The organism is Arthrobacter sp. NicSoilB4, from assembly GCF_019977335.1.
Classification (GTDB): Bacteria; Actinomycetota; Actinomycetes; order Actinomycetales; family Micrococcaceae; genus Arthrobacter.
On record NZ_AP024653.1, the window covers coordinates 2,060,187 to 2,085,483 of the forward strand.

The window sequence follows — 25,297 nt, forward strand, 5'->3', positions numbered from 1 at the left end:
TCGGGGTGGGAGACGCTCTTCATCCGTTCGCTACAAGTGGCCGCATTACCCACGAACGGTATATACGGAGCAGTCGTTGGGGGTTAGCCTACAGCCTGTGCCGTAAGGGAACGGTGCAGGTGGCTGCGTTGCTCGATGATGATGCGGCGCAGCGCCCGGGGGGCTTCCGGGTGGCCGTCAAGCCACTCATCGGTCCGGACGACGACGGCGTGGGTGTCCGGGGTGCCGCCGTCGAGGTCCTGGCCCGCCGGGTAGAGGCCGCGGACAATGCGGCTGGCGATTTCGATGCTGCGCCCGGACCACACGTCCTCGAGGCACTCAAAATAACGGTCCACGAATCCAGCGAGCAGGGCCGCCGGTGCCGTGTTGAACCCCGCGATCGTGGCGCTCAGCAGCTGGTTGGAGAGCGACGTACCATGCACCGCCTCCTGCCAGGCAGCCTCCTTGACGGCCGCCTCGGGGCGGGCGGCGAGGGCTGTGGCGTGCCCGGACTTACCGGCGGCGGTGTTGTCCCTTGCCAGCTCGCCCTGGAGCTCCTCGACGGTGGCCTGTCCGTTGGCGGCGAGGGCGTGCCAGAGGTTCCACCGGAGCTCCGGATCCACGGACAGGCCGTCGATCACTTCGCTGCCGTCCAGGATGCCGCGGAGCAGGTCCAGCCTGCTGCCGTCATGGCGGCTGGTCGCGGCGACCGTGCGTGCCCACGCCAGCTGCTGGTCGGAGCCCGGCGCGGCCCGCTGCAGCTCATCGGCTGCCAGGGACAGGAAGCGGTGGCGGACCGTGTCCCGCCGGGACGCGGGCACATAGCGCTCGATCGCCGTGGACGCGTTGCCCAGGACGTTCAGAAGCACACCGATGCCGGTCTCCGCCGGGCCGAAGCGCTGCACGGCGTCCACGTAGAGGGACGACGGCGTGACAGCGTCCCGGGCCGAATCCCAGAGGGCGGTCCAGCACAGGGCCCGGGCCATCGGATCCGTGAGTGCGCCGAGCGAGGCCCGGACGGTGGCTTCGGAGTGCGGGTCCAGCCGGACCTTGGCGTAGCTGAGGTCCTCGTCGTTGACCAGCAGCAGGGCCGGCCGCGGCTTGCCGGACAGGGCCTGCACTTCGGTCCGTGCGCCGCTGATGTCGGTCTCGACGCTGTCCGCGCGGACCAGGGCGCCGGCGTCGTCCATCTCGTACAGGCCGATCCGGAGCCGGTGCGGCCGCGGCTCCTGCCGGCCCGTCGTCGGGTCCTCGGCGTCCTGGTGGAGGGTCACCGTGCCGAGGACGCCGTCGTGCTCCTCGATCCCGGTGGTGAGGGTTGAGATGCCTGAGGTCTGCAGCCACTGGCGGGCCCAGTCCCCGAGGTCCCGGCCGGAGGCTGCGCTGAGCGCGGCCAGCAGGTCCGCGAGGGTGGTGTTGCCGTAGGCGTGGTCCTTGAAGTACCGGCGGGAGCCGGCGACGAAGGCCTCGAAACCCACGTAGGCGACGAGCTGCTTGAGCACCGAGGCGCCCTTGGCGTAGGTGATGCCGTCGAAGTTCTGCTTGGCTGCCTCGAGGTCGGGGATGTCGGCGACGATCGGGTGCGTCGTCGGCAGCTGGTCCTGCACGTAGGCCCAGGCCTTGCGGTTGTTGGCGAAGTTCACCCAGGCCGTTGCCCAGTCCGTGGTGCGGTCCACGCCGAGGGTGCCCATGTAGTCCGCGAAGGACTCCTTGAGCCACAGATCGTCCCACCACTGCATCGTGACGAGGTCGCCGAACCACATGTGGGCCATCTCGTGCAGCAGGGTGTTGGCACGGGCCTGGTACTGCGAATCGGCAGCCCGGGAGGTGAAGACGTAGTTCTCCGTGAATGTCACCAGCCCGGGGTTCTCCATGGCGCCGAGGTTGTACTCGGGCACGAAGGCCTGGTCGTATTTGCCCCACGGATACGGGAAGTCGAAGAGCTCGTTGAAGAAGTCCAGGCCGTTTTTGGTGAGGGCGAAAAGCGCCTCGGGGTCAAAGGACGGCGCCATCGACGCACGGCAGTAGAGGGCCAGTGGCACGTCCAGGCTGCTGCCGTCGTTGAGGGTCCCGCGCCAGGAATCCTCGGCCTTGAAGTACGGGCCGGCCAGGACCGTGGTGATGTACGTGGACATCGCCTTCGTGGGGGCGAAGTCCCAGCGGCTTGTGTCCGGGTCGCTGGTCAGGAGCGTGCGCGCGGTCTCGACGCCGTTGGACGCCACCTGCCAGGCCGAGGGGGCCATGACGTGGAAGGTGAACTCGGCCTTGAGGTCGGGCTGCTCGAAGTTCGCGAACACCCGGCGGGCGTCGGCGGGCTCGTACTGGGTGTACAGGTAGCACTGGCCGTCGGCCGGGTCGACGAAGCGGTGCATGCCTTCCCCGGAGGTGCTGTACAGCGCGGTGCCCGTGACGGTGACCTGGTTCTCCGCCTGGAGGTTGTCCAGCCGGATCCGGGAGCCATCCACGACGTCCTTGACGTCAAGTCCCTTGCCGTTGAGGAAGACGCTGTGCACGTCGCTGCTGATGAAGTCCAGGAACGTGGAGGACCCTGGGGCGCTGGCGGAGAAGTTGATGACGCTGCGGCTCGTGTACCCGGCAATCCCCGCATCAGCCGCTTGCCGGACATCCAGGGAGACGTCGTAGCTGTGCGTGGTGATCAGGGCTGAGCGGGTTGCGGCTTCATCGCGGCGCAGGTTCTGGTTTGACACCCAGCTATCTAATCATGAGGTACGCGGCGCCGAGTCCCAGCGCGGCAATCAGCAGCCAGGACGCCAGTGCGGCCAGCAGGGCCCGCGCACCGGTGTGCAGCAGCTGGCCGACCCGCACCGCCGAACCGAGGCCGAACAGCGCCATCCCCAGCAGGACGTCCTGGAGAACGGCGGCGGCGTCGAGGACGGCGGGGGAGAGCCAGCCCGTGGTGCGCAGGGCCGCCAGGGTGACGAACCCGAGCACGAACAGCGGGACGATGGGCGGCCGCTTCAGTCCGGCGCCGGCGCCGGCGGTGCTGCGGTGGTGCAGGCCCGCGGCGGCGACGATGGGAGCCAGCAGGATCACCCGGGTGAGTTTGACGACGACGGCGACCGCGAGTGCCGAGGCCCCCGCGGTCTGCGCGGTGGCCACCACCTGTCCGACGTCGTGCACCGAGGCCCCCGCCCAGGCGCCGAAGACTTCCGGGCCGAGTCCCAGCGGCTGGATCAGCAGGGGCATCACGCCGATTGCCAGGGTGCCGCACAGGGTCACCAAGGCCACCGGAAGCACGGTGTCGTGCTGCCGGATCCGGCGCACCGCTGCCATCGCCCCAATGGCCGAGGCCCCGCAGATGGAGAAGCCGGTGGCGATCAGCAGCGACACCTGCGGCGGCAGCCGGAACAGCCTGCTGATGCCGTACGTTCCGGCGAAAGCCGCCAGGACCACGCCCGTGATCAGCAGCAGCGCGCTCCAGCCCAGTCCGAGGATGTCCACGAGGCTCACCTTCAGGCCCAGGACCACGATCCCGGCGCGCATCAGGTGCTTGCCGGCGAAATCCAGGCCGGGCCGGCCCGGGCCGGCAGTCCAGCCGGACAGCCCCGGAGCGTTTGCCGAGAGGAGCCCGAACACCACGGCCAGGGTCATGGCCGGAAGGGCGGGTATCAGGGTGTGGACGGCGAGGGCCAGCACGACGGCGGCCGCCGCGGCCAGCAGGCCCGGGAGCAGGCCGGGCCGCGGCCTGGCCCTGAGGAGCGGTGTGAGAGTTATCGGTGGCACGCAACAACCTTGCCCCAAGCCTCGGGAAAAGCCGTCACCGCCACGTCGGCCGGCCAGCGGCGCGCGCCGGTTGGCAGCCCGCAGAAGGCTCCTTTCCCGCCCTTCCGGAGGTGCCCGGCGCCACACTGCCGCGGGCCCGGAAATGATTTCGCAACAAAAAGGTGATTGTCTAGAGACCATGTCTGACCTATTCCAGGATTACTCAGTGGCCGCCGAACGCACCGGCGCCTACGACGAGATGTTTACCCCCGGCCAACAGGCCCGGAAGTCCTACGGGCAGGTTGCCGGGGCCCTGCGTGAACTCTCGCTCGCTGATGTCACCGCCCGCGCCGATTCCATGGCGCGGACGTTCTTGGACCGCGGCGTCACCTTCGACTTCGCGGGGGAGGAGCGGCCCTTCCCGCTCGACATCGTCCCCCGGGTCATCCCGGCCGACGAGTGGACCGTGCTCGAGCAGGGCGTGGCGCAGCGCGTGCGGGCGCTCGAGGCGTTCCTCAACGACGTCTACGACAAGATGGCCGTCGTTGCCGACGGCGTCATCCCGCGCCAGCTCGTCACGACGAGCGCCCACTTCCACCGCCAGGTGCACGGTTTCGAGCCGGCCGGCGGCGTCCGCGTGCATATCTCCGGCATCGACGTCGTCCGCGACGCCGCGGGGACCTTCCGTGTCCTCGAAGACAACGTCCGCGTCCCCTCCGGCGTCAGCTATGTCCTGGAGAACCGCCGCGCCATGGCCAAGGGGCTGCCTGAGGCCTTTGGCCAGCAGCTCATCCGGCCGGTCGAGGAGTACCCGCGCCGGCTCCTGTCCGCCCTGCGCAAGACGGCACCGTCCGGTGTCGACGACCCCACGGTGGTGGTCCTGACCCCCGGCGTCTTCAACAGTGCCTACTTCGAGCACACCCTGCTCGCGGGCCTGATGGGCGTGGAACTCGTCGAAGGGCGCGACCTCATCTGCCGAGGCAACCGGGTCTACATGCGCACCACCGCCGGCGAACAGCGCGTGGACGTGATCTACAAGCGCATCGACGACGAGTTCCTGGATCCGCTGCAGTTCCGCGCCGACTCCATGCTCGGCTGCCCGGGCCTCGTCAACGCCGCCCGCGCCGGCGGCGTCACCATCGCCAACGCTGTGGGCAACGGCGTCGCCGACGACAAGCTGGTCTACAGCTACGTCCCGGACCTGATCCGCTACTACCTCAATGAAGAACCCGTGATCGCCAACGTGGACACCTTCCGGCTCGAAGAAAAGGAAGCCCGGGAAGAGGTCCTTGACCGGCTGGACGAGCTCGTGGTCAAGCCCGTGGACGGTTCCGGCGGCAAGGGCCTGGTGATCGGCCCGGATGCCTCCAAGGAGGAACTCGATGCCCTGCGCAAGCGCGTCATTGCGGACCCCCGCGGCTGGATCGCGCAGCCGGTCCTGCAGCTGTCCACCGTGCCCACGCTCAGCGGCGACAAGTTCGGCCCGCGGCACGTGGACCTCCGCCCCTTTGCCGTCAACGACGGCGACGACGTCTGGGTCCTGCCCGGCGGCCTGACCCGGGTGGCGCTCAAGGAGGGCTCACTGATCGTGAACTCCAGCCAGGGCGGCGGCTCCAAGGACACCTGGGTGCTCGCCGATTCGCCGGAGGTGCCGGTGGAGACCCTGCCGCGCCCGGCCATCACCGTCCGCGAACGCGTATCGGTGTGGCCTGTCGAGAGCAACTGGCGCGACAGCCAGAAGGAGCAGCAGCAATGACCCGCGGCACCGTGTCGACCAATTTTCCGCTGACCTGCTCTTTTCAGATTTCCGATGCGCTGGAGGTAACCGCGAATGCTTAGCCGTATCGCCGAGTCCCTGTTTTGGATCGGCCGCTACGTGGAACGGGCCGACGGCACCGCCCGGATCCTCGACGTCCACCTTGAGCGGCTCAACCATCTGCCGATGGAGGAACAGCGCAGCGTCGCGCAGGAACTCCTCGCCGTTATGGGCGCCCGGGCGCAGAGCGAAGACTTCGGCCTCCCCGAACTGCTCAACGCCCTGGCTTACGACAAGCAGAGTGCCACCTCGATCGCCGGTTCCCTCGGCGCCGCGCGGGAGAACGCCCGCCGTGCCCGGGAAACCGTGTCGTCCGGGCTGTGGGAGAGCCTGAACACCACGTACTACGGGCTCAACCAGCACCGCAAGGACGTCGTCGGCACCTACCGCTTCTGCAACTGGGTGCTGGAACGCACGGCCATGGTCAGCGGCCTCGCCGACACGACGGTGAGCCACGACGAGAGCTGGCAGTTCCTGGTCCTCGGCCGTTCGCTGGAACGCGCCGACATGACCGCGCGGATGCTCTCCACCCGTGATGTCCTCTCCGCCGGGATGTCGTGGGTGAACATGCTGCGCTGCGCCGGCGCTTACGAGTCGTTCCTGCGCACCCGCCGGGCCGCGTTCGGCGACCAGCACGCCGCCGAGTTCCTGCTCCTGGACCGGCTGTTCCCGCGCTCGATCGTTTACGCGCTGCGGGATGCCGACGAATGCCTCGCGAAGCTGGACCCGTCGGCCCAGCGCGTCGGCTTCATCAACGACGCCCGCCGGATCGTGGGCCAGGCCCGCACCTTCCTCGAGTTCCACCGCACCGACGACCTGATGTCGGAGCTGCCGGAGCACATGGAACGTGTGCAGAAGGCTGTCTCGCAGGCCTCGGACGCCATTTCCCGTAAGTACTTCAATCAGGCAGACGAACTGGCCTGGGTGGGAGAAGTTTCATGACCCGGCTGAGTATCATCCACAAGACGGCATACAAGTACAACAAGCGGGTCACGCTCTCCTACAACGAGGCCCGCATGACGCCTCTGACGGATCCGCAGCAGGTGGTGCTGGAGTCCTCGCTGAAGGTCTCGCCGTCCCAGGCCGCGCTGAGCACTTACCGCGACTACTGGGGTACGCGCGTTTCCGCGTTCGACATGCAGATGCCGCACGAGCACCTGGAAGTCCTGTCCACCACCACCGTTGAGGTCCACCGGGTGGAGCGGATCCCGTCCGAGGCGGACATCGTGGGCTGGGACGTCCTCGAGGCGCCGGAAACGCTCAACAAGTTCAGCGACTGGATCCCGCAGTCGCAGCTCACCGGTCCGGGCGCCGAGGTCCTCGGGATCATTCCCGGGGTCGTCGAGGGCCGCAACCCGCACGAGGCCGCCATGGCGATCTTCGAATGGATGCGCGGGGAAATGACATACATGAAGGGCTCCACCGGCGTCACCACCAACGCCGAGGAGGCCTGGAACCAGCGCCAGGGTGTCTGCCAGGACCTGGCACACCTTGCGATCGGTGCGCTGCGCAGCAGGGGCATCCCGGCCCGCTACGTGTCCGGCTACCTGCACCCGCGCTCGACGGCGGAGCTCGGCGAGACGGTCGCCGGGCAGTCGCACGCCTGGCTGGAATGGTGGGACGGGGAATGGCGCAGCTGGGACCCCACCAACCACAAACCTGCCGGCGACTTCCACGTGACCGTGGCGCGGGGCCGGGACTACCGCGACGTTCCCCCGCTCAAGGGGATCCTGTCCGGCGGCGGCGGCTCAGCCCTCAGTGTGAGCGTGGAGATCACCCGCCTGGCCTGAGCCCCGGCGCCACCCATCTAGCGCATCTTGGACTTTACGGTCTATTCGAGGCCGGAACGGGTGGCGTCGTCCAGGGGCGTCCACCAGGTCAACGGCGGGACCACCTTGAAGCGGCGTCCCGTAACTGTTTCCGGGGTGATCCGCACGAAGTGCTCCTTCTTGCCCGCCTGCCACGGGAACAAGAGCAGACCCACGGTGTCCAGGACCTCCTGCTGGTTTTGCACCGGCGTGGCCTGTCCCTTGATCACCACACTCCAGGCGATGCCGCTGTCCGCGTCCACACCGTCGGCTTCGACGGCCACCGGGGTGTCGCCCGTGGCCGCCTGGAGCTTGGTTCCGTCTGCCGTGCGGAACACCAGGGAACCATGGTCCACCTTGTAGTTGATGGGGAAGATGTCGGGATGATCGTCCACCCACACCGCGAGCCTGCCCACGCTGACGCCGCGCAGGAGCCGCCAGCATTCGTGGTTGTCAAGGTTTTCGACTTCATATGCCTGCTGGTGCTTACCCAGGTTCGGATCATTACTCATGGTGCCGAGCCTATGACATGCCCCCGGCGTCAGGGTAGGGGATAAGGTCACAATCCACGGCAATATGGTCCGACATCTAGGGCCTTTGGAGCCGCAACGGGGTATTCTGGCATCACTATCGTCAGCGCCGACGATCGTTGTGTCCGTTGTAGCGAATTGGGGCCAGGAGCATGCATTCACTCGGGGGAAATCCGGACCAGGCTGCTACCGAGCCGCAGCCCATGATTGACGGTGTCCTCAAGGGATTCGTGTCCAGGGCCGAGGAGTTGCTCCAGTCCCAGGAACGGATGGCCGGCCTGCTGGAAGCGGTCGTCGCCGTTGCGGAAGACCTCAGCCTGGATGCCGTGCTGGAACGCGTGGTGCAGTCCGCGTGCCGGCTTCTTCACGCCCGCTACGGCGCCTTGGGCGTGATCGGCGACGACCGCGCCCTCAGTCATTTCATCACGGTCGGCATCGACCAGGAACTGTCCCACAAGATCGGTCCGCTGCCTACCGGCCACGGGGTCCTGGGCCTGCTCATTTCCGAACCCCGCCCCCTCCGGCTCCACGACCTGCGCAACCATCCTGAATCGTACGGCTTCCCGGCAAACCATCCGCCCATGAGATCGTTCCTCGGCGTCCCGGTCCGGGTCCGGGACGTGGTCTTCGGCAACCTGTACCTGACCGAAAAGGAAGACGGCAGCGACTTCACGGCCGAGGACGAGGGCCTTGCCGTCGCCCTGGCGGCGGCCGCGGGGGTCGCCATCGAAAATGCCCGCCTCTACGACGACGCCAGACGCCGCGCCCGCTGGCTGGAAGCCTGCATGGACGTCTCAGGGCTCATGCTCAGCAACGACCGCGACTACACCTCCGGGGGACTGGACCCCATCGCAAGCCGGGCACTGCAGGAATCGGGTTCCCACCTCGCCCTGCTGGTGGCCCCCGCAGCGGAAGGCGACGGCCATATCGTCGCCGGAGTCGCCGGCCAACGCAGTCCGCAGTTCACCGGCCGCCGGCTCATGCTGGACTCACCTTTGCTTGAAAGCGTCCTCGACGGCGGGGAGCCCGTTGTGCTTGATGACGCCTCAGCCCTGTTCGGGGAGCTCGACGGCGGGATCACCGGACCCCTGCTCGCGGTGGCGCTCAGCACCCAGGGAGCGCATCACGGGCTCCTGCTGCTGGTCCGGGAACCGAACGCGCTCCACTTCGCCCGCACGGACATCGAGATGGGCGCGGTCTTCGGGTCCCACGTTGCCCTCGCCCTTGAGCTCGCCCGGGTACATCGCCTCCGCGAAGAGCTGCTGGTGTTTACTGACCGGGACCGGATCGCCCGCGACCTCCACGACCTGGTCATACAGCGGCTGTTCGCCGCCGGGCTGAGCGTCCAGAGCCTGACCCGCTTCACCAAGGATGAGCTCGCCACCGAGCGGATCCGCACCATCACCGGCGAACTTGACGAGGCGATCCGGAGCCTGCGGGACACCATCTACTCGCTCAAGAGCAGCAGCGGGGAAACCGAACTGCTCAGCGGACGGATCCGGCGCGTTACGCGCGGCTCGGCAAAGTCCATGCCCTTCACGCCGCACCTGACCATCACCGGACCCGTGGACGCCGTCACGCCGGACAAGGCGGACAACGTCGTGGCCGTGGTCTCGGAGGGCCTCAGCAACGCCATCAGGCATTCCGGCGCGGACGCCATCTCCGTGTCGGTCGGCGTCGTGAAAGGCAGGGTCACGGTGGTCATCACGGACAACGGCGCCGGCTTCGCGGAACCGGAAAAACGCCGGGGACTCGCCAACCTGGAGGACCGGGCACGTATGCTCGACGGCGAATGCACCATCACCAGCGCCCCGGATGCCGGGACCAGCCTCGAGTGGTCAGTGCCGCTCTAGCACCCGAGCGTTCCAGCGGGCCGGGGCTGCCAGCTAGCGGACCGTGTGCGGGCGGTTTGCTTCAGCATGGCTTCCGGGGGACACCGACGCGGGCCCGGCGATGAAGACCGCGGCCTGGGTACGCCTTTCGAAGCCCAGCTTGGCCAGCAGCGACGAGACGTAGTTCTTGACTGTCTTCTCCGCGAGGAACATTTCCGCGGCAATCTGGCGGTTCGTGAGCCCGCCGCCCACCAGCTCCAGCACCCGGCGCTCCTGGGGTGTCAGGGAGGACGTCCTGGGGTCAACGTCTTCGGCCTCCACAAGGCTGTCAACGATGCCGGCAGCGACCCCCTCCGCGAAGATCGACTCTCCCGCGGCCGCCCGGCGCAGGGCCCCGATCAGGTCGGTGCCGCCGATTTCCTTCAGGACATAGCCGCTCGCACCCGCCAGGACGGCTCCGCGCAGGGCCTGTTCGTCGTCGAAACTCGTCAGGATGATGCAGTTCAGCGAGGGATCTACGGAGCGTACGTCGCGGCAGACCTCGATCCCGGTGCCGTCCGGCAGCCTGGCGTCGAGAACGCAGACATCCGGGTGAAGGGCGGGAATACGGCGGGTCGCCTCAACAGCGGAACCCGAGCTTCCCACCACCAGGAACCCTTCACCCTCAAGGAGCTCCTGGAGGCCACGCCTGACGAGTTCATGGTCATCCAGGATGAAGACGCGGATGACGGCCGGAGCCCCGTCGGGTGCAGTGAGACCTGCGTCGGACCAGGCAATCATGGCTCTCCTGTCGGGCAGCTTGTGCTGCCAAGTATGGTGCTGTGCTCCCCAGCCTGTTCCGCGGACCGTGCCTGCCGGTGGTGCCTGCGGATCGTGCGTGCTCTGTCTATTGTCGCCGACTCTAGCGTTGCTGTCGCCTTTGCCGACGTCTGCAATTCTGCTCTGGGGCCCGGACCCGGACAAGGGTCCTTGGTCCTGCCGCGGCGTCGCCTGCGGCTGACCCTTATGACTTTTGGCCCTTGCCGCTCCCATTGCTGCCGGGTAATTGTAGGCTGGACGCGCCAGCTGCTCGACGAAGGGATCCGCAATGACCGAGGCCAGGGACATCCGGACGATTGTGGTGGGGGTTGATGGTTCCGAGGCGTCGGTGGAGGCGCTGCGCCAGGCCCAAAGCCTTGCCGTACCGCTCTCGGCCACGCTTGTAGCGATGGCCAGCTGGGACCTCCCTCCGGTCTATGACGGCTACGTCGCCATGGGCATCGACGACTTCGATGTCCGTGCGGGCGAAATCCTTCAGGAGACGGTGGAGAAGGCGTTCGGGGCTGAAACCCCGGCCAACGTCGAAACGCGGCTCGTCCAGGGACACCCGCGGCACACCCTGATTGAGGCCAGCCGGGATGCCGACCTGGTGGTGGTGGGACGCCGCGGCCACGGAGGCTTCGGCGGAATGCTGATTGGATCCGTGAGCTCCGCCTTGGTGGCCCATGCCCACTGCCCGGTACTGGTGGTCCATTCCCCGGAAACCAAGGACAAGCACGCCGCGAAGTAGCGGCCAGCCCGCCGGATATTTCGCCCGGTCGTCCCGGCTTCCGGGCGGACCAGTGGATCCGGGATCTATTCGAAAGATGCCCGGCGGGGATCGGAGAGCCGCGTGCTCCACAGGTCCGGCTTGTTGACCTTGAATCGGCGTCCGGTCATCGCCTTGGGGGAGAGCCGCACGTAGTAGTTCTTGTCGCCCGGCTGCCACGGCTCGAGCAGTTGTGCGTCGACGGCGTCCTTCTCCTGCTGGCTTTCAATCAACTGAGCCTCGCCGCGGGCCACAACGCTCCAGGCCTGCTGCTCGTGGGCGTCGTAGCCGTCGATTTCGAACGCGATCGGCTTGGCCGTCATCGCTGCCCACAGTTTGGACCCGCCGGCGGTGCGGAACACAATGGAGCGGCGCTCCAGTGCGAAGTTCACCGGAAAGATCTCCGGGTGGCCGTCCACAATCAGGGCGATCCGCCCCACGACCTCCGTATCCAGCAACACCCAGCACTGGTCAAGGGACAGTCCAAAATCGGGCGCAGGCGTCGTCTCTGTGTTCATGTGGACCCACGTTACGTAGTGCCGGGGGCCCCCATTAGGGCCATAAGGCCCGTAGCCCCAGCCGGCCGCCGCTGCTGGGTCCCGGCGCCTACCAGGGGCTCGGCTTGTAGTCCTTCAGGAAGACACCGAACTGGTCTTCGCCCGACTCGCCCATAACGATCGGGTCGTAGACGCGGGCTGCACCGTCGACGAGGTCCAGCGGGGCGTGGAACCCCTCCTCCATCAGGCGCACCTTGGTGTAGTGCGGCCGCTCGTCGGTGATCCAGCCGGTGTCGACGGCGGTCATCAGAATGCCGTCGGCGTCCAGCATCTCCTGGGCGCTGGTCCGGGTCATCATGTTCAGGGCCGCCTTGGCCATGTTGGTGTGCGGGTGGCCGGGGCCCTTGTAGGCGCGGGAGAACTGGCCTTCCATGGCGCTGACGTTCACGATGTACTTCCGCCTCGCGGTGGAGCGTTTCATCGCCCCGCGCAGCCGGCTGACCAGGAGGAAAGGTGCGGTGACGTTGCACAACTGGACCTCGAGCATTTCGAGGGGATCCACCTCGTCCAGCACCTGTGTCCAGCTGTTGATCGTGGCGAGGTCCGGAACCAGGCCCCCCGCGTCGATGGCGGTGCCCGAGGCGATCCGCTCCAGCGACGCGGATCCGGTGGACAGTGCCAGGGACGTGATGGCATCGCCGGCCAGCACCGGGTGCTCCAGGACGGTACTCGCCAGCGCCAGCGGATGCTTGTCGTGGGCGTGGCCGAAGGTCACCAGTTCGGGGCCGCCGTTGGCGGCCTGCAGGGCCGCTGGAAGGGGCTCGTCCTCGGCGTCGACCAGCGGCTTGTAGGCGTTGCCGGAACGGCGGACGGTCTGGGCGGCATTGTTGATGATGATGTCGAGCGGGCCCGCCGCGTCCAGGGAATCGGTCAGCGCCATGACCTGCGAGGGGTCGCGCAGGTCGATCCCGACGATCCGGAGCCGGTGCAGCCAGTCGGCGCTGTCTTCCATGGCGGCGAAGCGCCGGGCGGCGTCCTTGGGGAAGCGCGTGGTGATGGTGGTGTGGGCGCCGTCGCGCAGCAGCCGGAGCGCGATGTACATGCCGATCTTGGCCCGGCCGCCGGTGAGGAGAGCACGGCGCCCGGTGAGGTCAGTGCGGGCGTCCCGCTTGCTGTGGCTGAACTCGGCGCACTCCGGGCACAGCTGGTGGTAGAAAGCGTCGACCTGGGTGTAGTGCTGCTTGCAGATGTAGCAGGGCCTGGACCTGATCAGGTGCCCGGCGATCTCCCCGGTCGCGGACGTGGCGAGTTTGTTGCCGCGGGTCTCGTCGTCGATCCGGTCCGGGGCCGCCGTCGCCGTCTGGGCGATCACGGCGCGGTCTGCTTCGGCGATCAGGTCCCGCTTGCTGACCCGGCGGTGCCGCTTGACGGCCTTGAACATCTTGCCGGTGGCGCGGCGCACCGATACGTAGTCCGGGTGCTCCTCGTCGTAGACGTGGATGCTGTTGAGGACCTTCAGGCAGGCCTGGATTTCCTCGGGGGTCAGGTCGGACGGCAGATCGGGGGAGCTCATTTCCCTAATTTTACAGCCTGCCAGGAGCCCGGCCCGACGCCGGTGCCGGGCTCCCGTCCTTGCTGGATCTTCGCTGGAAGGAGGGCTCAGTGGCCCTTCGGTGACCCCGCGCCGGGGACCGTGACGCCGACGGCGGCGGCCTGGACTTCCGCCACCTTGTCCACCGACTCGCGCAGGGCCGGCCAGTTCTCCGTGGCGGCCCTGACCGCGTCCGGCACGAGGATCAGGTTGGCGGCCGACAAGGCGCGCTCGTCTTCGCCCGGTTCGGGGACGACCTGTCCCTTGGACAGGACGGTGATGCCTGAATCCGTGACCTTGAAGCCGCGTGCCCGGTCCAGTTCGGGGTCGAGGCCGATCGCGGCACCTGCCGGGACCTGGACGTTCTTGTCGATGATGGCGCGCTTGACGACGGCGCCTTCACCGATGTTGACCTTGTCCATCAGCACGGAGTCCAGCACACGGCTGGAGGTGCCGACGTAGACGTCGTTGGAAAGCACGGAGCCTTCCACGATGCCGCCGGAAATGACGGTGCCGCTGGCGACGATCGAATCCAGGGCGGTGCCCACCGTGTTTTTCTGGCCGCGGACGAACTTGGCCGGCGGGGAAATGCTTTGCCGCGTGTAGATCGGCCATTCGGAGTTGTACAGGTTGAAGACCGGCACGGGCGAGATGAGGTCCATGTGCGCGTCGTAGAACGAATCGATGGTGCCGACATCGCGCCAGTAGGTGCGGTCGCGTTCGGTGGAGCCGGGGATCTGGTTCAGGGTGAAGTCGTACACTCCGGCCTCACCCTTGTCGACGAAGTAGGGAATGATGTCCCCGCCCATGTCGTGTTTGGTGTCCAGCCGCTCGGCGTCGACGTGCAGGGCCTCGACGAGGGCGTCGGCGTCGAAGACGTAGTTGCCCATGGAGGCGAGGAACTGGGTGGGATCGGCGGCCAGACCCGGGGTGGAGGACGGCTTCTCGACGAAGGCCGCGATCTTCTCGGGGTTGTCCTGGTCCACTTCGATGACGCCGAACTGGTCCGCCATGTGCAGCGGCTGGCGGACGGCCGCAACAGTGGCCTTGGCGCCGCTGGCGACGTGCTGGTCAACCATCTGGGCGAAGTCCATCCGGTAGACGTGGTCGGCGCCCACCACGACGACGATGTCCGGGTTGGCGTCATGGATCAGGTTCAGGGACTGGTAGATGGCGTTGGCGCTGCCGAGGAACCAGCTCTTGCCCACGCGCTGCTGCGCCGGGACCGAGGCGATGTAGTTGCCCAGCTGGGTGGACATCCGCCAGGTTTCGGAAATGTGGCGGTCCAGGCTGTGCGATTTGTATTGCGTCAGGACGACGATCTGCAAATAGCGGGAATTCACCAGGTTGGACAACGCGAAGTCAATAAGCCGGTAGCTTCCGGCGAACGGAACACCGGGTTTGGCCCGGTCTGCCGTCAGTGGCATGAGCCGGTTTCCCTCGCCACCTGCGAGGACAATGGCCAGAACTTTTTTATTCGGCATGGTGATCGCTCCTGAACGCCTTTGTACTTCCCCAAAACAGTCCGGCACGCCCGAACGTCTTCACACTAGATCAGTTCCACCGTAACGACTACCTTGGGGTTTGTGCGTATAGACATTGTGACCAAAGAATTCCCGCCCGAAATCTATGGCGGCGCCGGGGTCCACGTGGCCGAACTCAGCCGGGTGCTGGCCCAGCACGTGGATCTGCAGGTGCGCGCCTTCGGCGCGCCCCGTGAACCGGGGTACCACGGTGCTTCCGTTACGTCCTACGCCGTGCCCGAGGACCTCGCCGGGGCGAACGCCGCGGTGCAGACTCTCGGGGTGGACCTGCGCATCGTGCCCGACATCGCCGGAGCGGACCTGGTGCATTCGCACACCTGGTACGCCAACATGGCGGGGCACATCGCCTCGCTGCTGCACGGCATCCCGCACGTGCTCAGCGCCCACAGCCTGGAACCGCTGCGGCCGTGGAAGGCCGAGCAGCTCGGCGGCGGCTACGCCCTGTCCTCCTGGGTGGAAAAGACCGCCTATGAAGCCGCGGCCGCCATCATCGCCGTGTCCGAGGGCATGCGCCAGGACATCCTGCGCAGCTATCCCGACGTGGACCCGGCCAAGGTCAAGGTGGTGCACAACGGAATCGACGTGAGCCTCTGGAACCGGGACGAGGGCGACGACGTCGTCCGCGCCCTGGGGATTGACCCGGAGCGGCCCAGCGTGGTCTTCGTGGGCCGCAACACGCGCCAGAAGGGCGTGCCCTACCTGCTCCGCGCCGCCGCCCAGCTGCCGGCCGACGTCCAGCTGGTGCTGTGCCTCGGCGCCGCCGACACGCCCGAGCTCGCGGCCGAAACCGCCCGCCTGATCGAGGAGCTCCAGACACAGCGCGGCGGTGTGATCCTGGTGGAGCGGATGCTGCCGCGGAACGAACTCATCCAGGTCCTCAGCCATGCGACGGCGTTCGCCTGCCCGTCGATCTACGAACCGCTCGGGATCGTCAACCTGGAGGCCATGGCCTGCGGCGCCGCCGTCGTGGCCAGCGCCACCGGCGGGATCCCCGAGGTTGTCCAGCATGGCGAGACCGGCCTGCTGGTGGACATCGAGCAGGTCACGGACGGGACCGGCACTCCGCTGGACCCGGAGAAATTCGTCACCGAATTCGCCGCCGCCCTGACCGAGGTCGTGTCGGATCCCGAACGGGCCCGCGAAATGGGCCGGGCCGGGCGCCGTCGGGCCGAGGAGCACTTCTCCTGGGAATCCATCACGGAGACCACGCTTGAGGTCTACCGCTCGGTGCTCCCCAGCGGTTCCTGACCCCCGCTGTCTCCTGAACGGAGACGGCAGAAGAGACGACGACGGCGCCGCCCCGGCTAAAGGGGGCGGCGCCGCCGTCCTTATCGGGCCGGGTCAGGCGCCGCGCTCTTTGATGTCGCGGGTCGATGTCCCGCGGCCCGTGCGGGCCAGCAGGATCTTCTCGTCCACCGGTGCGTCGCCGCTGGCACGCTGCTGCCTGAAGTACTCGCGCGCCTCGTCCTGGCGCACCCTCTCGGCGCCCGTGGCGATCTCGGCGCGGAGATGTTCGGGGCCGAAGCCGAAGGCGTCCACCAGGTCGAGGGCGTGCGGGCGGATCTTGACGAGCAGCCGGTTGATGTACTCGCCCACGGTCCGGGCACGCTGCATGGAGAGCCGGCCGTTCATGAGGTACCAGGACAGGTTTTCCTCGATCAGGGACAGGCCGAAGAGGTCCCGCAGCCAGGTCAGGACCTTCCTGGTGCCGGGGTCAGTGACCTTGCCCAGCGCCTCGGTGAAGGCCTCCCACTGCAGCAGCTCGGCATGCGCCTGGGCAGCTTCGATGAGTTCGTTCTGGTGGCTGTTGAACAGGGCCGCCCCCTGCTGCTGCGGAAGCTTGTTGGCGCCCTTGAGGGCCGAGCCCACTTCGGCGACCATGGTCTGCACCCGGTCGGTCAGCAGCGCGCGCTGGCTCGCCTCGTCCTTGATGGCGATGGCGGCCTTCTGCACCGAGCCGGAGTCCGCCATGAACTGCGCGACGCCGCGCAGGCCGGTGCGGTGGATGGCGGCGCCGGTGGCCTGGCCCACCACGTAGCGGGCCAGGACGCCGAAGTTCACGCTGCGGAATTCCTTGGCGTAGTCGGCCAGCAGCCGCTTCGCGACCAGTTGCAGCAGGACGGTGTTGTCGCCTTCGAAGGTGGCGTAGACGTCCAGGTCGGCGCGCAGCGAGGCGAAGCGGTTCTCGATCAGGAAGCCGGCGCCGCCGCAGGCCTCGCGGCATTCCTGCAGGGTGTCGAGGGCGTGCCAGGTGCTGAGCGGCTTGAGTGCTGCGGCGAGGGTTTCCAGGTCCTGGCGGTCCTCGTCCGTATCGGTGCGGCCGGAGAAGACGTCGTCGAACTTCTGCAGCAGCTGCTCGCTGGCGAAGCCCGCGGCGTACGTCGTGGCGAGCCGGGTGAACAGCCGGCGCTGGTGCCGCTGGTAGTCCAGCAGCACTTCCTCGTCGGTCTGCGAGGAGGCGTTGAACTGGCGGCGTTCCGTGGCGTACTGGATCGCCGTCTTCAGGGCCAGCTTCGACGCGGTGACGGCGGCGCCGTCGAGCGAGACGCGGCCCTGGACCAGCGTGCCGAGCATGGTGAAGAAGCGGCGGCCCGGGCTCGCGATCGGGGAGCTGTAGCTGCCGTCGGCGTCGACGCTGCCGTAGCGGTTCAGCAGGTGGGTGCGCGGGATCCGGACGTGGGTGAAATGCAGCCGGCCGTTGTCGATGCCGTTGAGGCCGCCCTTGACGCCGTCGTCCTCGCCGCCGATTCCCGGCAGGAACTCCTTGGTCCCGGGATCCCGGAGGTCCATGTAGAAGGCGTGGACGCCGTGGTTCACGCCCTGCGTCACGAGCTGGGCGAACACCACTGCGGCGAGGCCGTCGACGGCGGCGTTGCCGATGTAGTCCTTCCAGGCGGCCCGGAACGGTGTGTGCACCACGAATTCCTCGGTCGCCGGATCGTACGTGGCGGTGGTCGCGATGCTGGCAACGTCCGAGCCGTGCCCGGTCTCCGTCATGGCGAAGCAGCCGGGGATGTCCAGGCTCATGATGCCGGGGAGCCACTTCTCGTGGTGTTCCTTCGTGCCGAGGTGGTTCACGGCGGAGCCGAACAGGCCCCACTGGACGCCGGCCTTGATCTGCAGCGAGGGGTCGGCGATGACGAGTTCCTGGAAGCCGGCCACGTTGCCGCCGTGTTCGTCGGCGCCGCCGACGGACACGGGGAAGGCGCGGTGCACGGCGCCGTTGTCCACCAGGATCTTGAGCTGGCCGAAAGCGCGCTTGCGGTGCTCGGTGTGGGTCAGTCCCTCGGTCTTGTGCAGCTCGGGGCGGCCCGCGAGCGCACGGGAGACACGGCGGGTGTCGGCCCACTTGCCCAGGAGCAGCTCACCGAGTGCGGCGACGTCGACGACGGGAGCCGGCGTGCCTGCCGGCGTCGACGAGGCCGCCGGCGTCCGGACAGCAGGGTTGCGGGTGGCGGTGTTGCGGACTGCTGTGTTGCGGGCTGTATTGTTGCGGGCTTCGCCCAAGGGGCGGTCGGCGAGTTCGGTCATGTCGATTCCTTCTTTGGTTCTGACAAGGTCGGTGCGGAAGTCGGTGGTGTGAGGCCCGGTGCTGCGGTGCGGAGCTCGGGGGCGATGCCGAGGCACAGCCAGTCGGTAATCTGGCGTGCCATCGCCTCCTGGTCGGGCTTCGACGGGGAAGCCGGGCTGGCGAGCCATTGTTCGCCGGCGTTCCGGACCAGGCCGATCGCCGCGTTCGGCCAGTATCCGATCACGGCCTCACGCCCGTCGCCAAGGTGGCTGCGCATGGGCCGGGCGATCATGTCGCTGATCGCCGCGAAGAAGTGGCCCAGCGCACCGGCGGTGGCAATGGTGCCGTTTGTGGCCTCCGCGTCCCCGGGGGTGTAGCGCGTGACGAAGGTGTACACATTCGGGCTGGTTTCGGCCATCTGGAGGTACGCGGAGACCATCGCGAAGAGGCCCTCGCGGGGGGTCTGGGCGCTCTGGGCGGCTTCCTGGATGCGGCGCTGCATCTGGTTCAGGACGACTTCGCCCACTGCCTGCTGCAGCCCGGCCTTGTCCCCGAAATACCGGTAGAACACGGATTTCGAGGTGCCGGCAGCTGCGGCAATGTCCTCCATCGACGCGTCGCTGCCGAGCGCATGCACGGCCCTGCGGGCTGACTTGATCAGCTCCCGGCGCCGCTCTTCACGGTGCGACTGCCAGCGCGACGCGCGGCCGTCCACATTGCCGGCGCCGGCGGAAGCGGAGCCGTCCGTGCTTGCGCCGGGAAGATCAGGCTGGGGGATGTTCACGATACCCAGCGTATCAGGTACGCTGGGTATCGGTAACCCGCTTTGATCGAAGGAGACAGCCCATGTCCGTCAACGGACAGTCCGCACCCGGACCAAAGGAATCGACCCCCGCAGCGCCCACAGCAGCCAAGGCGGCCGGCGTGCCCCGGGCAGCGGGCGCGGCAGGACCGGCCGCGCCGCGGCTCCGCAAGGCGGTCATCGTGGGCGGCAACCGTATTCCGTTTGCCCGGACCGGGGGCGCTTACACCAAGTCCTCCAACCAGGACATGCTGACCGCAGCCCTGGACGGGCTCATTGCCCGCTTTGGGTTGCAGGACGAGCGTATCGGCGAGGTCGCCGCCGGGGCCGTGCTCAAGCACTCCCGCGATTTCAACCTGACACGCGAGGCCGTGCTCGGCTCCGCACTGTCGGCGGAGACCCCGGCCTACGACCTGCAGCAGGCCTGCGCCACCGGGCTGGAGACCGTCCTTGGCCTCGCCAACAAGATCAAGCTCGGACAGATCGATTCGGCCATCGCCGGCGGCGTGGACTCTGCCTCGGACGCGCCGATCGCCGTCAGCGAAGGCCTGCGCGAGGTGCTCCTTGACCTGAACCGGGCCAAGACGCTGCCGCAGCGGCTGCAGGTCCTCAGCCGGCTCCGGCCCAAGGACCTCGCGCCCGATGCCCCCAGCACGGGCGAACCGCGCACCGGCCTGTCCATGGGAGAGCACCAGGCGCTCACCACCGCCCAGTGGAAGATCACGCGGGAGGCGCAGGATGAACTCGCTTTCAACAGCCACCGGAACCTTGCCGCCGCCTACGATGCCGGCTTCTTCGATGATCTGCTGACCCCGTACCGCGGACTCACCCGTGACTCCAACCTGCGCGCCGACACGAGCATCGAAAAGCTGGCCACGCTCAAGCCCGTTTTCGGCAAGAGCCTGGGCTCCGCTGCGACGATGACGGCCGGCAACTCCACCCCGCTGACCGACGGCGCCTCGACCGTGCTGCTCGGCTCCGAGGAGTGGGCCGACGCCCACGACCTGCCCAAGCTGGCCACAGTCGTGGACGGCGAGGCGGCGGCCGTCGACTTCGTCCACGGCAAGGACGGCCTCCTGATGGCCCCCGCGTTCGCCGTGCCGCGCCTGCTGGCCCGCAACGGCCTGGGCCTCGACGACATCGACTTCTTCGAAATCCACGAGGCCTTCGCCGGAACCGTGCTGAGCACCCTCGCCGCCTGGGAGGACGAGGAGTTCGGCCGCACCCGGCTGGGCCTGGACGGAGCCTTCGGCAGCATCGACCGCTCCCGGCTCAACGTGAACGGGTCCTCCCTCGCGGCCGGCCACCCCTTCGCGGCCACCGGCGGACGGATCGTCGCCTCGCTCGCGAAAATGCTGCACGCCCAGGGCCGCGTTGACGGCCGCCCGGCCCGCGGACTCATCTCCATCTGCGCCGCCGGCGGCCAGGGCGTCGTCGCCATTCTCGAAGCACACTAGGGGAATCCAATGACCGACAAATACACCCAACTCGTGACCAAGGGCCTGGGCCGGGACATCGCCGGGAAACTGGGCCTGCCCCAGCCTGTGGTGTTGCGGCGCCACACACCGGGCCAGCCGCTCATGACGGGACCCGTCCTGGTCCAGGGCACCGGCAGCGGCGCCGATGAACTGGCCTCGACCCTCCTGTCCTGGGACCTCGATGTCCGCCGGCATGCCGTGCCCAAGGAGAAGCTCGGCGCCATCATCCTCGTGCTGGACGAACTGGCCCGCCCCGAGGACCTGGCGAAGCCGGTGCTCACCGCAGCCACGTCGCTCCGGGACCTGGCACCCAACTCCCGCGTCATCACCATCTCCCGCTCGGCAGCTGACGCCGCAGGACCGGCAGCGGCTGACCCTGCCGCCGCGGCAGCCCGCCAGGGAGTCGACGGGCTCCTCCGCTCGCTCGCCAAGGAACTCCGGGCCGGTGCCACCGCCAACGGCATCCTGCTCGCCGGCGGCGCCGGCACCACCAGCCCCAGCACCCTCGGCGCGCTCCGGTTCTTCCTCTCCGGCCGCTCAGCGTTCGTCGACGGCCAGTTCCTGACGGTGAGCTCCGCCGGAGGCCACCTGCCGGCCGACGCCGACCAGCCGCTCGCGGGCAAGGTCGCCGTCGTGACCGGTGCGGCGCGCGGAATCGGCGCCGCGATTGCACGCACCCTCCACCGCGACGGCGCCACGGTCGTCGTCGTTGATGTCCCGGCGGCCGGGGACCACCTCGCGGCGGTCGCCAACGAGGTGCACGGCACAGCCCTGCAGCTGGACATCAGCCGTGAGGACGCCGGGCAGCGGATCATCGACCACACTGTGGAACGCCACGGGCGCCTGGACATCGTGATCCACAACGCCGGCATCACCCGGGACAAGCTGCTCGCCAACATGGACCAGGGCCGGTGGGACTCCGTCATCGCCGTCAACATCGCCGCGCAGCTGCGGATCAATGAGGCCCTGCTGGCATCGGAGCATTTCCGGAACTCACCGCGGATCGTCTCCGTGGCCTCCACCAGCGGGATCGCCGGCAACCGCGGCCAGACCAACTACGCCGCCTCCAAGGGCGGTGTGATGGGCATGGTCCGGGCCACGGCTCCGCTGATCGGCACCCACGGCGGTTCCATCAACGCCGTCGCACCGGGCTTCATCGAAACCGAAATGACCGCGAAGATCCCGTTCGCCACCCGCGAGATCGCCCGCAGGCTCAACTCCCTGCAGCAGGGCGGCCGCCCGGGCGACGTCGCGGAGGCCATCGCGTTCCTGGCCAGTGACGCGGCCGGCGGCATCTCCGGGGACGTATTGCGCGTCTGCGGGCAGAACCTGGTGGGGGCATGACCCCATCCGGGCCCGTGATCCTGGGCGAGATGCCGTCGCTGTCGAAGCTGTACGTCAACGCGGCGGCCACGGCCGCCCGCCGCCGGGTGCTGGGCACGCATGCGGGCAACGGGCTCCCCGAAACACGGCACGAGGTCCGCGGCGTGAAGGCGGCGGTGGAGAACCTCACGGCGTACCAGCACCTGATCGGCGAGACGGCGAGTGACGTGCTGCCGGCCGGCTTCATCCATGCCCTGGCGTTCCCGCTGGCCATGAGCGTGATGAACCGGGACGACTTCCCGCTGCCGCTGCTGGGGATGATCCATCTGGAAAACCATGTGGTGCAGTCCGCGCCGCTGCGTTTCACGGAGGCCCTGGATATCCGCGCCTGGGCGGAGAACCTGCGCGGGCACCGGTCCGGCACGCAGCTGGACCTCGTCACGGAGGTCCGCCGCACGGGGGAGGACCCCGTCCTCTGGCGGGGTGTCTCAAGCTACCTGGCCAAAGGCGTGTTCCTGCCCGGCATCGACAAGCCCACGGCAGCCTCTGTTCCGGCGGACTTCAAGGCACCGGACCCGACGGCGCTGTGGCAGCTCGGCGTGGACACCGGGCGCGCCTACGCCGCTGTGTCCGGTGACTTCAACCCGATCCACCTGAGCGTCCTCTCGGCCAAGGCCCTGGGCCTGCGCCGGTCGATCGCGCACGGCATGTACCTGGCGTCGAGGGCACTGGCGGACGTGGGCGCCGCCAAGGGCGAGGCATTCAGCTGGGATGTGTCCTTTGAGGCGCCGGTGTTCCTGCCGGCCCGGGTGGCGCTGGATATCAGCACCATGCAGGACTCCGACGGTGCCTGGCAGCGCTCCGACTACGTCGCCTGGAACGCACGTTCCGGACGCAGGCACTTCAGCGGATCGGTGGCTGCGCTGTAGCGGTCCCGGACGCAAAGGACGACGGCGGTGGCCGCCCCCTCCGGGGCGGCTACCGCCGTCGTTGTCTGTGTGCCAGCCGGAAGCGGCAGGGCACTACTTGCTGGTGTCCGCCGAGGTCTTCACCACCCGCAGCACCCGGTGCAGGCTGAGCAGGATCGATTCGACGGCGCTGGGGGCGTCGGTTGCCGCTTCCTCGGCACCGACGCGTGCCGTGAGCTCCTTGACGGTGGCATCGGCCGCCTCGCTCAGCTCGGCCTGCCGCTCCGGGGTGTCTTCCTCGACCGAGCGCAGGACGTCGCCCACGGCAGACATGGCGTCGGCGAGCGGCGCAGCGAATTCATCCGGCACCACGAAGGGAGTGTCCTTGGCCCAGATGACATCCGAGAGCACCTGCGTGACGTCCTGGACGTGGAAGGTTATCCTTTCCAGGTCCCGCAGGTTGCGGTAGTCCAGCTCCACGTCCCGCGGATGGAGCCGGCGCCTGGGGTTGGCCTGCCGGCTGGCGTCCGCCTTCTCCACCGCCAGGCGGACGGAACGCGCTGACGCTTCGAGGGCGCCGGAGCGCGTGGACCACTCTTCGTGCTCCGGCGGCCAGCTCTCCTTCAGCGCCTTGGCCATGTCCCGGAGTTGCTGGGCGAGTGCGAGGCGCAGTTCGGCAATGCTGAGCTCGGCGGCGCGGAAGTGCAGCGGCGGAAAGACCAGCAGGTTGACGAGGACTCCCACGGTGACCCCGGCCCCCATCTGCAGGAGGTAGCCGAAGGAGAACTGGTCCGGGTTGTGGCCGCCGACCAGCAGGACCAGCAGCGCCGCCGTCGGGATCCAGTCCCTGCCCGCACCGAGTCTGGGGAGCCCGGCCAGGACGACGCCGAAGGCCATCACGACGCCGACCGTCAGCGGCGTCGGGCTGCCGAGGATGAACAGCACGAAGGCCAGCCCCACTCCGATCGCGAGCCCGACAAGCGTCTGTACGCCCTGACGCATGGAACCGGCGACATTCTCGTACATCGCCACCAGGGCGCCCAGCGGGGCGTAGTAGGGGTAGTCAGCCGCGGAACCAGGCATGAAAGGGGCGATTGCGAAAGCAATGCCGGCGGCCAGCCCTGCCTTCAGGGCCAGCTGCAGCCGGGGCCACAGCAGGGCCGAGCGGGCGTTGCCGGACACGATCCGCCAGAGCCGCCGGGGCAGGGAATGGCCGCCGGTGTGCGTAGCCTCGTCTGTAGTTGTCACCCGGCCCACCCTAGGGTGGGCACGTTGCTGCGACAAGTGGATGAACCCCGGCCAGCCGCACGGCGGCCTAGTCCGCCCCGTGCCCGGGAGAGACTTCTTCACCGGCCCGGACCGGGCCCGGCGGAGTTCCGTCGCCGAAGGGGCGTCCGCCCAGGGTTTCCCTGCCGTGGGCGCTCAGCCAGTTGCCAAGGTCCGGCCCCGCCGGAACGATCCCCGTGGGGTTGATGTCTTCATGGACGATGTAATAGTGCTGCTTGATCTGCACGAAGTCGGTGGTGTCGCCGAACCCGGGGGTCTGGAACAGGTCGCGGGCGTAGGCCCAGAGTGCGGGCATCTCGCTGAGTTTCTGCCGGTTGCACTTGAAGTGCCCGTGGTAGACCGCGTCGAACCGTGCCAGCGTGGTGAAGAGGCGGACGTCGGCCTCCGTGATCGTGTCGCCCACGAGGTACCGCTGCGTGGTGAGGCGCTCCTCGAGCCAGTCAAGGGCGGTCCAGAGCCGGCTGTAGGCGGCATCATAGGCTTCCTGCAATCCTGCGAAGCCGCAGCGGTACACGCCGTTGTTCACCTCGGTGAACACCCGCTTGTTGACCGTGTCGATCTCCCCGCGCAGCGCCTCGGGGTAAAGGTCCGGCGCGCCGGGACGGTGGTGCGCGGCCCACTCGGTGGAGAAGTCCAGGGTGATCTGCGGGAAGTTGTTGGTCACCACCTGCCCGCTGGCGATGTCGACGATCGCCGGAACGGTGATGCCGCGCGGATAGTCCGGGAACCGGCGGAAGTACGCCTCCTGGATCCGCTCGATGCCGAGCACCGGATCCTTGCCGCCGGGATCCAGGTCAAACGTCCAGGAACGCGCATCGTGGGTGGGTCCGGGCTGGCCCAGGGAGATGGCCTCCTCGAGGCCCAGCAGGCGCCGCACGATCACGGTCCGGTTGGCCCACGGGCAGGCGCGGGCCGCGATCAGACGGTAGCGTCCCGGCTCGACCGGCCAGCCGGGCTCGCCGTTCCGGCCGGGGGCGCCGTCGCGGGTGATCCGGTCCTCGATGTAGTTCGTGTCCCGGGTGAACTCCTCGCCGCCGGTGACGTAGGCACCTTTCGTGCTGAATCCAGGGTCGTCCGTGTGTGTTTGGCTCATGGACCCAG

At 68.3% G+C, this 25,297-nt stretch carries 20 protein-coding genes; 9 read left to right on the forward strand and 11 right to left on the reverse strand.

The genetic code is table 11. From position 1 onward, the window contains the following. Positions 1-83 precede the first annotated feature (83 nt). Together pepN and LDO13_RS09290 are read right to left on the reverse strand one after the other, a co-directional pair. Positions 84-2,687 (reverse strand): aminopeptidase N, encoded by a 2,604-nt coding sequence (pepN, locus tag LDO13_RS09285; protein WP_224046490.1) that lies wholly within the window; start codon positions 2,685-2,687, stop codon positions 84-86. A gap of 4 nt (positions 2,688-2,691) precedes the next feature. Next, positions 2,692-3,723 (reverse strand): putative sulfate exporter family transporter, encoded by a 1,032-nt coding sequence (locus LDO13_RS09290; protein ID WP_224046491.1) that lies wholly within the window; start codon positions 3,721-3,723, stop codon positions 2,692-2,694. Positions 3,724-3,901: 178 nt separating this feature from the next. Here LDO13_RS09290 and LDO13_RS09295 point away from each other — a divergent pair, with 178 nt between their 5' ends. The 3 genes from LDO13_RS09295 (at position 3,902) to LDO13_RS09305 (ending at position 7,308) form a co-directional block, all read left to right on the forward strand. Continuing rightward, positions 3,902-5,458, forward strand: coding sequence for a circularly permuted type 2 ATP-grasp protein (locus LDO13_RS09295; RefSeq protein ID WP_224046492.1), 1,557 nt, complete (start codon positions 3,902-3,904; stop codon positions 5,456-5,458). A gap of 75 nt (positions 5,459-5,533) precedes the next feature. After that, complete coding sequence (locus tag LDO13_RS09300) at positions 5,534-6,460, forward strand: alpha-E domain-containing protein (RefSeq protein WP_024366688.1); 927 nt, start codon at positions 5,534-5,536, stop codon at positions 6,458-6,460. Continuing rightward, positions 6,457-7,308, forward strand: a complete 852-nt coding sequence (locus tag LDO13_RS09305; RefSeq protein ID WP_224046493.1) for a transglutaminase family protein — start codon at positions 6,457-6,459, stop codon at positions 7,306-7,308. The genes LDO13_RS09300 and LDO13_RS09305 overlap by 4 nt, the downstream gene beginning before the upstream one ends. 41 nt (positions 7,309-7,349) lie before the next feature. On the opposite strand, the gene LDO13_RS09310 is transcribed toward LDO13_RS09305, so the two are convergent. Next, positions 7,350-7,838, reverse strand: coding sequence for a pyridoxamine 5'-phosphate oxidase family protein (locus tag LDO13_RS09310; RefSeq protein ID WP_224046494.1), 489 nt, complete (start codon positions 7,836-7,838; stop codon positions 7,350-7,352). Positions 7,839-8,008: 170 nt separating this feature from the next. Between LDO13_RS09310 and LDO13_RS09315 the strand changes: the two genes are divergently transcribed. After that, positions 8,009-9,709 (forward strand): GAF domain-containing sensor histidine kinase, encoded by a 1,701-nt coding sequence (locus tag LDO13_RS09315; protein WP_224046495.1) that lies wholly within the window; start codon positions 8,009-8,011, stop codon positions 9,707-9,709. Between the two features lie 33 nt (positions 9,710-9,742). Here LDO13_RS09315 and LDO13_RS09320 read toward each other — a convergent pair whose 3' ends face one another. Continuing rightward, on the reverse strand, positions 9,743-10,468 hold the full coding sequence (locus LDO13_RS09320) for a response regulator transcription factor (RefSeq protein WP_224046496.1): 726 nt from the start codon (positions 10,466-10,468) through the stop codon (positions 9,743-9,745). Positions 10,469-10,775: 307 nt separating this feature from the next. Between LDO13_RS09320 and LDO13_RS09325 the strand changes: the two genes are divergently transcribed. Then, positions 10,776-11,237 (forward strand): universal stress protein, encoded by a 462-nt coding sequence (locus tag LDO13_RS09325; RefSeq protein WP_224046497.1) that lies wholly within the window; start codon positions 10,776-10,778, stop codon positions 11,235-11,237. A gap of 65 nt (positions 11,238-11,302) precedes the next feature. Here LDO13_RS09325 and LDO13_RS09330 read toward each other — a convergent pair whose 3' ends face one another. The 3 genes from LDO13_RS09330 to glgC form a co-directional block, all read right to left on the reverse strand. After that, positions 11,303-11,773, reverse strand: coding sequence for a pyridoxamine 5'-phosphate oxidase family protein (locus LDO13_RS09330; protein WP_224046498.1), 471 nt, complete (start codon positions 11,771-11,773; stop codon positions 11,303-11,305). A gap of 88 nt (positions 11,774-11,861) precedes the next feature. Beyond that, the gene (locus LDO13_RS09335; protein ID WP_224046499.1) at positions 11,862-13,325 is read right to left on the reverse strand and encodes an SDR family NAD(P)-dependent oxidoreductase; all 1,464 of its coding nucleotides are present in this window, start codon (positions 13,323-13,325) and stop codon (positions 11,862-11,864) included. An 86-nt stretch (positions 13,326-13,411) separates the two neighbouring features. Beyond that, positions 13,412-14,833, reverse strand: coding sequence for a glucose-1-phosphate adenylyltransferase (glgC, locus tag LDO13_RS09340; RefSeq protein ID WP_224049740.1), 1,422 nt, complete (start codon positions 14,831-14,833; stop codon positions 13,412-13,414). A gap of 96 nt (positions 14,834-14,929) precedes the next feature. Here glgC and glgA point away from each other — a divergent pair, with 96 nt between their 5' ends. Further along, positions 14,930-16,135, forward strand: a complete 1,206-nt coding sequence (gene glgA, locus LDO13_RS09345) for a glycogen synthase (RefSeq protein ID WP_224046500.1) — start codon at positions 14,930-14,932, stop codon at positions 16,133-16,135. A gap of 93 nt (positions 16,136-16,228) precedes the next feature. Here the strand turns inward: glgA and LDO13_RS09350 are convergent, their stop codons facing one another. Continuing rightward, entirely contained in the window at positions 16,229-18,418 is a 2,190-nt protein-coding gene (locus tag LDO13_RS09350) for an acyl-CoA dehydrogenase (protein WP_224046501.1), read from the reverse strand. Further along, positions 18,415-19,113 carry a TetR/AcrR family transcriptional regulator gene (locus LDO13_RS09355; protein WP_224049741.1) on the reverse strand — a complete coding sequence of 233 codons (699 nt, stop codon included), beginning with the start codon at positions 19,111-19,113 and terminating at the stop codon, positions 18,415-18,417. Before LDO13_RS09355 ends, LDO13_RS09350 begins: the two co-directional genes overlap by 4 nt. 131 nt (positions 19,114-19,244) lie before the next feature. On the opposite strand from LDO13_RS09355, the gene LDO13_RS09360 reads away from it, so the two are divergent. The 3 genes from LDO13_RS09360 to LDO13_RS09370 are packed head-to-tail and all read left to right on the forward strand — an operon-like array spanning position 19,245 to position 22,930. Then, complete coding sequence (locus tag LDO13_RS09360; protein ID WP_224046502.1) at positions 19,245-20,657, forward strand: acetyl-CoA C-acetyltransferase; 1,413 nt, start codon at positions 19,245-19,247, stop codon at positions 20,655-20,657. A gap of 9 nt (positions 20,658-20,666) precedes the next feature. Next, positions 20,667-22,022, forward strand: coding sequence for a 3-oxoacyl-ACP reductase (locus LDO13_RS09365; protein ID WP_224046503.1), 1,356 nt, complete (start codon positions 20,667-20,669; stop codon positions 22,020-22,022). Beyond that, positions 22,019-22,930 carry a MaoC/PaaZ C-terminal domain-containing protein gene (locus tag LDO13_RS09370; protein WP_224046504.1) on the forward strand — a complete coding sequence of 304 codons (912 nt, stop codon included), beginning with the start codon at positions 22,019-22,021 and terminating at the stop codon, positions 22,928-22,930. The genes LDO13_RS09365 and LDO13_RS09370 overlap by 4 nt, the downstream gene beginning before the upstream one ends. Before the next feature lie 93 nt (positions 22,931-23,023). On the opposite strand, the gene LDO13_RS09375 is transcribed toward LDO13_RS09370, so the two are convergent. Then, positions 23,024-24,157, reverse strand: coding sequence for an aromatic acid exporter family protein (locus tag LDO13_RS09375; protein WP_346347014.1), 1,134 nt, complete (start codon positions 24,155-24,157; stop codon positions 23,024-23,026). Between the two features lie 67 nt (positions 24,158-24,224). Next, positions 24,225-25,289, reverse strand: a complete 1,065-nt coding sequence (locus LDO13_RS09380; RefSeq protein WP_224046505.1) for a glutathione S-transferase C-terminal domain-containing protein — start codon at positions 25,287-25,289, stop codon at positions 24,225-24,227. Between the last annotated feature and the right edge of the window lie 8 nt (positions 25,290-25,297).